Genomic DNA, 11,537 nt, shown 5'->3' with positions numbered 1-11,537 from the left:
CACGAGGGCCCGGCGCACGACGGTGCCCACGGACTCGGGCGTGAACCCGAGAAGCTGCGCGCCTTCCGGGAGCGCCGCGCGGACTACCGCGGCGATCGTGGGGACATCGGCTTCGGCGGGAAGACCCGACACCGCCTCGTTGATCGCGACGAGGGCATCGTCGGGCTCGAGGAAGAAGTCGCCAGCGAGGCGCACGTTCGCCAAGCGCCCGGCTTCGACATCCAGGTCGACGACGACGAGCTTCCCGCCCGGGACCTTGTACTCAGCGTGCATGGCACCAGCCTAGGAGGAGCCGCGAACCGTCAGTCGCGGACGGGAAAGCGGGCATCCAGCCACGCCAAGAGATCGGCGCGAACCTCGGCTTGCTGCGCCTCGTTGAATATCTCGTGCCGCGCTCCCGGGTAGACGAGCGTGGTGACATCGGTGAATCCCGAACGGGTGCGGTAGGCATCCGCGAGCCGGTGGTTGCTGCGCGGACCCCCGACGGTGTCCTCGCGCCCGACCATGATGAGGGTCGGCACATCGTTCTCGAGCTGACGAGCCGGCTTCCCGATCAGACGGAGTGTGTCGAGCGGACCGAAGAGCTTTGCCAGCGGAGTGGAGGTCGTCAGCGGATCGGCGAGGAACTCCTCGGCCACTGCCGGGTCGGTCGAGAGCCATTCCATGCCGTTGGCATTCGGACCCTGCCACGGCGCGTTCAGATCACCCGAGTTCAGCGATCCCGGCCACCGCAGCGCCGAACCACTCAGGATGAGTCCGTCGATCGCCGCAGCATGACGGTTCACGAGGATCTGCGCGAGGAACGAGCCCCACGAGTGACCGAGCAGGATGAAGGGAAGATCCGGATGCTCCGCCCTGGCCATCTCGCTGAGCTGCCAGACCGCGTCGATCGTCGCGCGCAAGCCACCGGGGCCGAGCCGACCGAGGCGCTCACTGCTGCCGTGCTGGCGCATGCCGGTGCGGCCGTGGCCGCGATGATCGTCGGCGTAGACGATGAACCCGGCATCCGTCAGCGCACCGATCAGCGCGCTATAGCGACCGGCGTGCTCGCCCACGCCGTGCAAGAGATGGATGACGCCGCGGGGAGTGGTGACAGGGGTGGCGAGGTCGTAGACGATCTCGACACCGTGCACGTCGGTGTACTCGGGCATGCCGGAAGCTTAGCGAGCCGGACGGAGGGTGATGCGAGACGCAGCGGCTCGGGCCTGCGCAGCAGCCCTCACCGTGTGGTCTGCGCACCAGCGAATCTGAACCCCCGGCCCCGGGAAGGCGCAGCTTTATATCTTTAGCATGACTAATGAGCTATGCTAAAGAAACCGTGACCGAACCCACATCACCTCCTGATTCGCATCCCCTCGCCGGCGACGCCTCGCAGTTGCGCATGGGCGTCTTCCGGTTTGCGAGGCGGATGCGCACGGAGCGCTCGGTCGACTCGATGAGCGATGGTCAGTTCGCGGTTCTCGCGGGCCTTTACCTGCACGGACCGCGCACGCTCGGCCAGCTCGCGGAGCGCGAGCGGGTCTCGCCGCCGTCGATAAACCGAACGGTCAACTGTCTGCAGGATGCCGGATATGTCGAGCGGTCAGCAGATGACAGCGACGGTCGCAAGGTCGTCATCACGATCACCGATGCCGGGCGAGCCGTTGTCGACGAGACGACTCGACGCCGTGATGCATGGGTCGAGACAGTGCTTGCTGACGTCAGCGAACAAGAGCGGATGACGCTGGCTGCGGCCGCGGAGATCCTGCAGCGGCTGGCAGCGCAGTGAGCACAATGTTCCGGTCCCTCGGGATCTTCAATTACCGTGTCTGGTTCATCGGCGCTCTCGTGTCGAACGTCGGCGCCTGGATGCAGTCGACAGCCCAGAACTGGGTGGTCCTCACCGAGCTGACTCCTGGTGATGCGGGTGCCGTCGGGGTCACGATGGCCCTCCAGTTCGGGCCGCCCCTCCTGCTCGTGGGCCTGACGGGGTGGGCAACCGACCGGTTCGAGCGACGCCACATCCTGCTCGCGACGCAGGGCGTTTCACTGCTGCTTGCCACGGCGATCGGCATCCTCATCCTCACCGGCGCCATGACGCTCCCCCTCATGTATGCGTTCGCCCTGGGGCTGGGCCTTGTCGCCGCCTTCGACAATCCGGCGCGCCAGGCCTTCGTCTCGGACTTGGTGACGAAGGAGAACACCAGCAACGCTGTGGCGCTGAACTCGGCATCCTTCAACGCGGCGCGGATGATCGGACCCGCAGTGGCGGGCCTGTTCATCGTTCTGGTCGGGACCGGATGGATGTTCATCGTGAACGCGTTCACCTTTCTCGCAACGATCGGCGCCCTGCTCGCGATGCGCCGGCACGAGCTCACCCCCCGCGCTGTCACCCACGGTCGTTCCCGCCTCTCCGACGGATTTCGCTATGTCGCCACCCGACCCGACCTGATCGTGGTCTTCATCGTCGTGTTCCTGCTGGGCGCGTTCGGCATGAACTTTCCGATCTACGCCTCCACGATGGCTCTCGAGTTCGGCGCTGGAGCCGACGGATTCGGCCTGCTGAATTCCGTGCTCGCGATCGGGTCGCTCACGGGCGCCCTGCTTGCTGCCAGGCGCGACCGCGCGCGGGTTCGGGTCGTGATCGCCGGGGTCCTCGGATTCGCGGTGGCGTCAGCGATCTCGTCTGTCATGCCGACGTACGCGCTGTATGCCGTAACGCTGGTGTTCACCGGATTCACCGTCGTCACGATCCTCTCGACGGCCAACGGATACGTCCAGGCAACGACTGACGCTCACCTGCGCGGGCGCGTCCTGGCGATCTACGTCGCCATTCTGCTCGGAGGCACCCCGGTGGGGGCACCGATCGTCGGCTGGGTTGCGGACGAGCTCGGGCCTCGCGCCGCCATCCAGCTGGGAACCCTCGCGTCCCTGATCGCCGCGGCCATAGCCATCACCTGGCTCGTCTGGTCGGGGCGAGTGCACCGGGGTGGCAGGCTCCGGCTTCGACTTGACGAGACGCGCCCCCTCTCGGTCATCACACAGCCGATAGCCAAGGCTTCCGCGTCGAACTGAGGTCAGGCCGGCTCCGCAAGCCGTGACGCGAGCACGGATCCAGCGGCCTCGAGGTAGCGCTCCGGACTGGCCAACGCGGCAGCCGGATCCCCCGCAATTTCGGTGAGCGAGAGTGCCGCAGCGAATGCGTGAGTGTCGGCAGCGCCGTCGACGCGGCCCGCGACAAGCGCCGCACGTGCTCCGGTGCGTTGCGCCAGCCGGGCGACGACCTCCGGCACCTTCCCGGCCGTTGTCGCCTGATCGTAGGCGCCTTCACCCGTGACCACGATCGTGTCGGGCGTAAGGAGCCTGGGCAGTCCGATGAGTTCGGCCACATAGCGGGCGCCGGACACGATCTTCGCACCCCAGACGTGCATAGCGAACCCGGCTCCACCGGCGGCTCCCGCGCCCGGCACGTCCGGCGGCGTCCCCATCTTCGCAGCCCACGCCGCGAGCGCCGCATCAGCCTCGGCGATCTCGTGGTCACGCAGACCCTTCTGAGGGCCAAAGACAGCGGCAGCGCCCCGAGGACCGCACAGCGGAGTATCGACGTCGGCGAGCACCATCACGCCGCCCGAGGGCAGGGAGGCGAGCCCTGACAGGTCGACGCTCGCGACATCCCTGAGGCCGCGAAGGCCCGGCGCGATCGGCTCGCCATCCGCATCAAGGATGCGTGCACCCAGGGCGCGGAGGATCCCGGCCCCGCCGTCCGTGGAGGCACTCGAACCGAGACCGACCATGATGCGGGATACGCCGGCTCGCAGCGCATCGACGATCGCCTCGCCCACCCCCGTGGTGTCAGCATCCCAGGGACGCAGACGACCCTGTAGCGCTTCGATTCCCGAGGTCGACGCCAACTCGATGACCGCGGTAGCGCCGCCCCACGAACCCTCCGGAGGCACGAGCACCCACGCGCTGTCATGGCGCTCACCGTCAGCGCCTGTCGCCCGCATCGGCCGCAGCGTGGCGCCGGGGATCGCCGCCAAGAACGCGTCGAGCGTCCCTTCGCCGCCGTCAGCCATCGGACGAACGATCACCTCATCGTCGGGCCTTGCCCGGCCCCAGCCCCGCGCCAACGCGTCAGCTGCACGCCGCGCCGATACCGACCCCTTGAAGCTGTCGGGCGCGATCACAATGCGCCGTTTCACGGTCACGCCGCGAGTCTACGGATCTTCGCGAGCGCGGTAGCTGCGCGCCGCAACCCACACCAGCGGCACCTCCCGCCGATAGCCTCGAACAGTGATGACCTCACGCCACACGATCCACCAGACGAGCGTCATCGCGGCGCTGCTCGACGGTGTCTACGATGGCGAAACCACCGTCGGCAGCCTCCGCCGCCGCGGTGACTTCGGAATCGGCACCTTCGAAGGCCTCGACGGCGAACTCATCCTTCTCGACGACATCTGCTACCGCATCCGAGATGACGGCACGGCTACGGTGGCAGACGACGGCGAAGGGGTGCCCTACGCCGTCGTCACGCGCTTCGAGCCTCACCTGAGCTTCGAGATCACCGGGCGGAACACGCGGGCAGAGTTCACGGCGCTCATCGACGAGAGGCTCGGCTCTGCCAACTACATGTACGCGGTGCGGGTGGACGGCGTCTACGAGCGGATGACGGTGCGTGCCGTCCACGTGCAGCAGCAGCCGTACCGCCCTCTCGTGCAGGCAACGGCCGAGCAGAAGGTGACGGAGTTCACCGATGTCTCCGGCACTGTCGTGGGCTTTCGAACGCCGGCTTTCGAGGAAGGTCTGTCAGTTCCTGGCTACCACGCCCACGTGCTGCTCGACGAGCGCCGCAGCGGCGGCCACGTGCTCGATCACGTCATGCTGCACGGCCGGGTGCAGGTGTGCGTCGGCACGGATCTGCACCTTGAGCTTCCCCGCACTCCGGAGTTCGCCCAGGCAAACCTCGACCCGGAGGACCTGCGCGAACAGGTCGACCGGGCCGAGTCCTGAGGAGGTCGGTCAGCGAACCGTCACGGATGTCGTGACCGGCGTGGGATTGGCGAACAGGTCGAGGACGGGGCAGTGCGCGTCGACGACCTGGCGCAGCCGCTCGTATTCGGCTGCGCTCGCGTCGCCGCTCACCTCGATCGAAACGCGCACCTCGGAGAAACCGGGGCGGACTGTCTCGTCCTTGCCGAACAATCGGGCCGCATCGAGATCTCCCTCGGCCGTCACCTCGATGTGATCGAGCGCGATGCCGAGCGCGTGAGCGTAGAGGCGAAAAACGACCACCTGACACGCGGCGATCGCGCCGAGCGCGTACTCGACGGGGCTGGCAGCTGAATCGTCACCGGCAAGCGCGGCAGGTTCGTCGATGACGAACTCGTGTCCGCCGGCACGGATGCGGGTCGCAACGGCTCCCTCGCCGGTGCCGCGGACGCGATAGGTGAGGTGGGCGGCCGTGCGGTCGGCGTCGATCCGCGATCCCCAGGCGGATGCTGCAGCATCCAGGCGGGACGCGCGCTCGACAGCAAGGTCTTCGGAGGTGGGGGCGAGAGTTGTCATGACGCGACGGTAGGCCCGTGAGCGCATCCAGCGAACTCCGTCCGACACGAAGGGTCACACGAGGTCACACAGCGTCACACCGCGTCAGCCGCCGTCACGCGACGCAACACTCCGTCACCCAGGTCACGCCTCGCGGGTGATCGTCACCTTCACCGACATGTCGCTCTTGAACGGTCCCGCGTACACGCCCCGCACAGGCGGCACGTCGTTGTAGTCGCGGCCGCGTCCTACGAGCACGTGACGGTCTCCGATCTCGGTGTTGTTGGTCGGGTCGAAGCCCTCCCACGATCCCGAGAACCACTCCACCCAGGCGTGCGACTCTCCCTCGACGGGCACCCCGACCTCGGCGTTGGCATTCGGGTGCAGGTATCCCGAGACGTAACGGGCGGGGATGCCGACCTCACGCAGCGCCCCCAACACGATGTGCGCGATGTCCTGGCAGACGCCCTTGCGCGCCTCCCAGGCTTCTGCCCCGGTGGAGTGGACGCCCGTCACGCCGTGGACGTACTCGACGGCATCCCCGATAGCCATCGCTATAGCGTGGGCGGCCTGGCCCGGCTGATCGTGCTGCGCAGCAACTGCCCGGGCTATCTCCGCGACCTCCGGATGCGGCTTGGTGCGCGAGGTCTGCCCGAGCTGCTCGACGACCTCTACCGAACGCGCCGCCTCCCGGCGCAGCTGATCCCAGGTCATGTCTGCGTGCTCGAGTGGACGCGGGCGCACCTCCACGAGGGAGCGAGCGGTGAGGGTCAGCGAGGCGTGAGGCGACAGGATGTCGAACGAGGTCACGCGCGTACCGAAGTAATCCACGTACTGATTGACCGACGTCGACGGTTCGATATCGAGCGATGCGCTCAGCACGAACTGGCTGTCGGTGGAACCCGGCAGCATCCGCGCCTCGTTGTAGGAAGCCGAGACATCCCCCTGGTAGGCGAAGGCCGTCTGATGTTCGATGCGCAGGCGCTTCATGAGATCTCTCCGATCCAGCTCGGCTCAGCCTGCGTCGGGAAGAAGCGCTGGCGGATCGCCTCCGACGCCTCGCGGGTGACGACCTGCACGCGCTCCATCTCCTCGGGAAGATCGCTGAGGATGTCGGCGACGGGCTTGTACTCGAGTTCGTTGCGGATCCGGCCGAGGGCCCGCAGCACGCTGTTGGAGTGCCCGACGCGGTCGGCACGCGGGTCGATCGCCGACATGCACCCCTCCGCCTGCTGGATCGAGTAGATGATCGAGCGCGGGAACAGGCGATCCAAGAGCAGGAACTCGGCGGCATTGCGCGCGCTCGGGATGCCGCGGTAGGTGCGCAGGTATGCTTCGTAGGCGCCGCACGACCGCAGAATCGTCGTCCAGGACGGACCGGATGCCTCGGTCAGCGACCGCGTGGCAAGGAGCCGAGCGGTCATGTCGGCCCGCTCGATGCTGCGCCCGAGTGTGAAGAACTGCCACGACTCATCCCGGCTCGTCGACGAGTCCACGACTCCGACCGCGAGCGCGGCGCGCTCGCGGGCCCACTGGAAGAAGTCGTGCACCTTGTCGGTCTGCAGACGCCGCGGCATCCGGGAGTTGGTGGTGTTGAGGCACTCCCAGAGCTCGGTCGAGACGATCTCCCGGGCCCGGCGTGCGTTCTCGCGGGCGGATGCCACCGAGTAGGCGATGCTCGAGGGGTTCATCCGGTCGACCGCGAGCCGCTGCAGCACGTCGTTACGCCCGACGACCTCGAGGCCGTCCGGCGGAACGGAGCCCATGACGCTCAGGAGCGACCGGCACGCGGTGTCTTCGTCGATCCAGGGATCCTCCAGCAGGAGCTGGAGGTGCACGTCGAGGATGCGGGCAGTGCCGTCCGAGCGCTCGATGTAGCGTCCGATCCAGAAGAGGCTCTCGGCGATGCGGCTCAGCATGACGCACCATCCTCGGCCTGCTGCTGCTGTTGCTCCTGCTGCTCGGTGTGCGTCCGAGGACGATCCTGCGGCGAGTGCGTCGGCTCGGTCTGCTCGGGGTAGATGATCGGGATCGCCTCGGTGACCGACGCCTGGTCGGCGACAAGCCCGGCAAGCCCGTGACCCTGCCCGTACTCGACGTGGGTCGGCGCATCACCTCCGACGATCCAGGTGTCTTTCGATCCGCCGCCCTGGCTCGAGTTGACGACAAGCTGTCCTTCGGGAAGCGCCACGCGGGTGAGACCACCCGGGAGCACCCACACCTCGTCGCCGTTGTTGACGGCGAAGGGACGCAGGTCTGCGTGACGTGGCCGAACACCGTCCTCGACGAGAGTCGGGATGGTCGAGAGCATGACGACCGGCTGCGCGATCCAGCCACGGGGATCGGCAAGCAGGCGCTTCCGGAGCTTCTCGAGTTCGGCAGGTGAGGCATCCGGGCCGACGACCAGGCCCTTACCGCCCGAGCCATCGACCGGCTTCACGACGAGCTCGTCGAGGCGGTCGAGCACCTCCTCGAGAGCGTTCGGGTCCTCGAGGCGCCACGTGTCGACGTTCTTGAGGATCGGCTCCTCCGCGAGGTAGTAGCGGATGAGGTCGGGAACGTAGGTGTAGAGCAGCTTGTCATCGGCAACGCCGTTGCCCACCGCATTGGCGATCGTGACGTTGCCCAGGCGCGCCGCCAGCAGCAGGCCGGGGGCTCCGAGCATCGAGTCGGCGCGGAACTGCAGCGGGTCGAGGAAGTCGTCGTCGACCCGCCGGTAGATGACGTCGACGCGCTGGGGCCCGCGCGTCGTGCGCATGAAGACCTTGCCGCCGATGCAGACGAGATCCCGGCCTTCGACGAGCTCCACACCCATGAGTCGGGCCAGCAGTGTGTGCTCGAAGTACGCGGAGTTGTAGACACCGGGGGTGAGGACGACGACGTTCGGGTCCTCGATGCCGGGGGGCGCCGAGGCGCGCAGCGCGCCCAGGAGTTTATTGGGGTAGTCGCCGACCGGGCGCACCCGCATGGAGACGAACAGCTCGGGAAGGGTCTGAGCCATCACCCGCCGGTTGGAGATGACATAGCTCACACCCGAGGGCACACGGACGTTGTCTTCGAGGACTCGCATCTCGCCGTGCTCATCACGGATGAGGTCGATTCCCGACACCTGGATGCGCACGCCGTTGGCGCTGTGGATTCCCGCAGCCTGACGGTAGTAGTACTGCGAGGACGCGATCAAGGCCGCTGGCAGCACACCGTCGCGAACGCAGTGTTGCCGACCGTAGGCGTCGTCGAGGAACGCTTCCAGTGCGCGAACGCGCTGCGAGACTCCCGCCTCCACGCGTGACCACTCGTCATAGGGGATGACGCGGGGCACGGCATCCAGCGGGAAGGGGCGTTCTTCGCCGGCGAAGTCGAAGGTGACACCCTGCGCGAGGTAGGAGCTCGCCAGCGACTCGGTGCGGCCGCGCAGCTCCTCCTGGGTCATCTGCGCGAGCGCCTGGTACAGCTCGCGGTATGCCCGTCTCGACTCGGCGGAACCGTCCTTGGCCGGCGCAGACGCGAACATCTCATCGAACGGCGGGACGCCCGACGAGGTCTTCCGCGTCGATGCGGTGGAGCCGTATCCGTCGAACAGGTCACCCATGGGTTGAGCCTAGTCGCGGCCGTGTTGCACGGATGTTTCCTTCTTTCGGATTCCTTACGAACGGGCCGCACCCCCTGCGAACGCGGTTAGCCTCGGGGACGTGGGTGACACCCGACACAGGCAAGACACCGCCGTCGCCGCTCTCGCAGGAGCCGCCGCGGCGATCCTGGGCGCTGGCTTCGGAGAACTGTCAGCCGCCCTGCTCGCTCCGGCTTCCAGCCCGTTCGCCGTCATCGGCGGAGCAGTCATCGACGCCGCACCGCCGTGGGGCAAGGATCTTGCGATCGCCCTGTTCGGCACGAACGACAAGATCGCGCTGCTGACAGGCATCGGGATCGTCCTCGTGCTGCTGGCGGGAGTGGCCGGCATCCTGCAGCTGCGCAAGCCCCCGTGGGGCCTGGTCATTCTCGGCGCGTTCGGTGTCGTGGGCGCTGTCGTCGCCCTCACTCGCAGCGATGCCAGCGGGATCGCTTGGCTTCCCTCGGTCATCGCAGGCGTCGTTTCGGTCCTTGCGCTGCACTACCTCATCCGGGTACTGCGGCGCAGTGCGGCGCGCGATGACGAGGCCACCGACACGGATGCCGACACTCGACCGAGCCGCCGCCAGGCACTCGTGTGGATGGGCGGCGCAACCGCGGTCGGCGTTATTGCGGCAGTCGCCGGAAACATCGCACGCGGCGGGGCGCGAGCGGTGACGACCGTGCGCGACGCGTTGAAGCTGCCTGCGCCCGCGACGGCCGCCCCGCCAATACCCGCGGGCGCCGAGCTCGACATCCAGGGGATCACGCCCCTCATCACGCCGAACGCCGACTTCTACCGCATCGACACTGCCCTGGTGGTTCCGCAGGTCGATCCTGCGACGTGGAGTCTTCGCATCCACGGCATGGTCGAGGAAGAGGTCGAACTCACCTGGGACGAACTGCTCGCGCTGCCGCTGGATGAGAGCACGACGACACTCACGTGCGTCTCGAACAACGTCGGCGGTGACCTCGTCGGCAACGCGGTATGGCTGGGTTACCCCATCCGCGAGCTGCTTGCCCGGGCTCGCCCGACGGCGGATGCCGACATGGTGCTGTCGACGTCGGTCGATGGGTTCACCGCGGGGACGCCACTGGAGGCGCTCACTGACGATCGCAATGCGATTCTCGCCATCGGCATGAACGGCGAGCCCCTTCCGCCCGAGCACGGCTTTCCGGTGCGGATAGTCGTACCCGGGCTCTACGGATACGTATCGGCCACCAAGTGGGTCGTCGATCTCGAGGTCACGCGGTTCGATCAGGCCGAGGGCTACTGGACCCCGCGCGGCTGGTCGGAACTCGGCCCCATCAAGCTGCAGTCCCGTATCGATGTGCCCCGCTCGGGCGTCACCGTGCCCGCCGGCCAGACCGTCATCGCGGGGGTGGCGTGGCAGCAGCACGTCGGGGTAGCCGGCGTCGAGGTGAAGATCGATGACGGCCCGTGGCAGCAAGCCGAGCTTGCCACCGCGATCTCCGACGACACGTGGGTGCAGTGGAGCATCCCGTGGAACGCGACGGATGCCGGTCAGCACACCATCCGGTGCCGCGCCACGAACGTCAACGGCGAAACGCAGACATCCGATCAGGCCCCGCCGGCTCCGAACGGTGCGACCGGTTGGCACACCATCATCGCCAACGTCGCGTAGCACCCGCTTCCCGCATCCACCCCGTCCGCCGAACCCACACCTTCCGCGCCGAACCCACACCTTCCGCGCGCCAGAACGTGTGGGTTTGGGCAGGATGCTGTGGGTTCGCGCCTCAGGACAGGCCGGGCGCGGGGGTCACGCAGCGAGGACGAGTTTGAGTTGCTCGACGGCCCAGTCGATCTCGGTGGCACGGATGACGAGGGGCGGTGCGATCCGGATGGTCTGACCGTGCGTGTCCTTGACGAGCACGCCGCGGGAGAGCAGCCGTTCGGCGACCTCGCGTCCGGTACCGACCTTCGGATCGATGTCGATCCCTGCCCAGAGCCCCGCGACGCGGATCGCCGTCACCCCGTGCCCGACGAGGTCCGAAAGGCGCGACTCGAGGTGCTCCCCGAGTGCGCGAGCTCGCTCCTGGAACTCTCCGGTCGAGAGCATCTCAACGACACGCTCACCTATCGCGGCAGCGAGCGGGTTCCCTCCGAAGGTCGAGCCGTGCTCGCCGGGACGGATGACGCCGAGAACGTCGGCGTCGGCCACGACTGCCGACAGGGGCAGGATGCCGCCGCCGAGCGCCTTGCCGAGCAGGTACATGTCGGGCACGACCTGTTCGCGGTCGCACGCGAAGGTCTCGCCCACCCGGCCGAGACCTGACTGGATCTCGTCGGCGATAAGCAGAACATTGTGGCGGTCGCAGATCTCGCGCACCGATCGCAGGTAGCCATCCGGCGGAACAATGACGCCGGCCTCACCCTGGATCGGCTC

Annotated in this window: 11 protein-coding genes and 1 pseudogene; 4 read left to right on the top strand and 8 right to left on the bottom strand. The window is 67.7% G+C overall.

The features are described 5' to 3' along the window. Both Q1V87_RS13755 and Q1V87_RS13750 read right to left on the bottom strand, forming a co-directional pair. A pseudogene (locus tag Q1V87_RS13755) lies at positions 1-273 on the bottom strand (lipoate--protein ligase family protein); the annotation flags it as partial. A 29-nt stretch (positions 274-302) separates the two neighbouring features. Continuing rightward, positions 303-1,151, bottom strand: a complete 849-nt coding sequence (locus Q1V87_RS13750; RefSeq protein ID WP_300594008.1) for an alpha/beta fold hydrolase — start codon at positions 1,149-1,151, stop codon at positions 303-305. Positions 1,152-1,297: 146 nt separating this feature from the next. On the opposite strand from Q1V87_RS13750, the gene Q1V87_RS13745 reads away from it, so the two are divergent. Further along, positions 1,298-1,768, top strand: a complete 471-nt coding sequence (locus Q1V87_RS13745; RefSeq protein WP_300594006.1) for a MarR family transcriptional regulator — start codon at positions 1,298-1,300, stop codon at positions 1,766-1,768. 5 nt (positions 1,769-1,773) lie between these two features. Further along, positions 1,774-3,054 (top strand): MFS transporter, encoded by a 1,281-nt coding sequence (locus Q1V87_RS13740; RefSeq protein WP_292800503.1) that lies wholly within the window; start codon positions 1,774-1,776, stop codon positions 3,052-3,054. 2 nt (positions 3,055-3,056) lie between these two features. On the opposite strand, the gene Q1V87_RS13735 is transcribed toward Q1V87_RS13740, so the two are convergent. Then, positions 3,057-4,187 carry a glycerate kinase gene (locus Q1V87_RS13735; RefSeq protein WP_363493876.1) on the bottom strand — a complete coding sequence of 377 codons (1,131 nt, stop codon included), beginning with the start codon at positions 4,185-4,187 and terminating at the stop codon, positions 3,057-3,059. A gap of 88 nt (positions 4,188-4,275) precedes the next feature. Here Q1V87_RS13735 and budA point away from each other — a divergent pair, with 88 nt between their 5' ends. Continuing rightward, a complete protein-coding gene (gene budA / locus Q1V87_RS13730; protein ID WP_300594011.1) occupies positions 4,276-4,989 on the top strand; it encodes an acetolactate decarboxylase in 714 nt (237 codons plus the stop codon). A gap of 9 nt (positions 4,990-4,998) precedes the next feature. Here budA and Q1V87_RS13725 read toward each other — a convergent pair whose 3' ends face one another. From Q1V87_RS13725 to Q1V87_RS13710, 4 genes are all read right to left on the bottom strand, one after another. Beyond that, on the bottom strand, positions 4,999-5,544 hold the full coding sequence (locus Q1V87_RS13725) for an OsmC family protein (protein WP_228178391.1): 546 nt from the start codon (positions 5,542-5,544) through the stop codon (positions 4,999-5,001). A 123-nt stretch (positions 5,545-5,667) separates the two neighbouring features. Beyond that, positions 5,668-6,513, bottom strand: a complete 846-nt coding sequence (locus Q1V87_RS13720) for a transglutaminase family protein (protein ID WP_228178390.1) — start codon at positions 6,511-6,513, stop codon at positions 5,668-5,670. Further along, on the bottom strand, positions 6,510-7,442 hold the full coding sequence (locus tag Q1V87_RS13715) for an alpha-E domain-containing protein (protein WP_300594000.1): 933 nt from the start codon (positions 7,440-7,442) through the stop codon (positions 6,510-6,512). The genes Q1V87_RS13720 and Q1V87_RS13715 overlap by 4 nt, the downstream gene beginning before the upstream one ends. Beyond that, a complete protein-coding gene (locus tag Q1V87_RS13710) occupies positions 7,436-9,112 on the bottom strand; it encodes a circularly permuted type 2 ATP-grasp protein (protein WP_300593995.1) in 1,677 nt (558 codons plus the stop codon). Before Q1V87_RS13710 ends, Q1V87_RS13715 begins: the two co-directional genes overlap by 7 nt. A 100-nt stretch (positions 9,113-9,212) precedes the next feature. Here Q1V87_RS13710 and Q1V87_RS13705 point away from each other — a divergent pair, with 100 nt between their 5' ends. Beyond that, entirely contained in the window at positions 9,213-10,775 is a 1,563-nt protein-coding gene (locus Q1V87_RS13705; RefSeq protein ID WP_300593992.1) for a molybdopterin-dependent oxidoreductase, read from the top strand. A gap of 135 nt (positions 10,776-10,910) precedes the next feature. Here the strand turns inward: Q1V87_RS13705 and Q1V87_RS13700 are convergent. Continuing rightward, positions 10,911-11,537, bottom strand: a 627-nt coding sequence (locus Q1V87_RS13700; RefSeq protein WP_300593989.1) for an aminotransferase class III-fold pyridoxal phosphate-dependent enzyme, incomplete at its 5' end; no start/stop codon positions are given.

It is taken from the genome of Microbacterium sp. (genome assembly GCF_030149085.1).
GTDB lineage: Bacteria > Actinomycetota > Actinomycetes > Actinomycetales > Microbacteriaceae > Microbacterium.
Note: the sequence above shows the minus strand (reverse complement) of the source record. Positions and strands in the feature narration are given on the sequence as shown.

Excerpts from the sequence above, each read along its gene's own strand:
- Q1V87_RS13750 (WP_300594008.1), bottom strand. The coding sequence starts at position 1,151 with ATGCCCGAGTACACCGACGTGCACGGTGTCGAGATCGTCTACGACCTC.
- Q1V87_RS13745 (WP_300594006.1), top strand. The coding sequence starts at position 1,298 with ATGAGCTATGCTAAAGAAACCGTGACCGAACCCACATCACCTCCTGAT.
- Q1V87_RS13740 (WP_292800503.1), top strand. The coding sequence starts at position 1,774 with ATGTTCCGGTCCCTCGGGATCTTCAATTACCGTGTCTGGTTCATCGGC.
- budA (WP_300594011.1), top strand. The coding sequence starts at position 4,276 with ATGACCTCACGCCACACGATCCACCAGACGAGCGTCATCGCGGCGCTG.
- Q1V87_RS13725 (WP_228178391.1), bottom strand. The coding sequence starts at position 5,544 with ATGACAACTCTCGCCCCCACCTCCGAAGACCTTGCTGTCGAGCGCGCG.
- Q1V87_RS13720 (WP_228178390.1), bottom strand. The coding sequence starts at position 6,513 with ATGAAGCGCCTGCGCATCGAACATCAGACGGCCTTCGCCTACCAGGGG.
- Q1V87_RS13715 (WP_300594000.1), bottom strand. The coding sequence starts at position 7,442 with ATGCTGAGCCGCATCGCCGAGAGCCTCTTCTGGATCGGACGCTACATC.
- Q1V87_RS13710 (WP_300593995.1), bottom strand. The coding sequence starts at position 9,112 with ATGGGTGACCTGTTCGACGGATACGGCTCCACCGCATCGACGCGGAAG.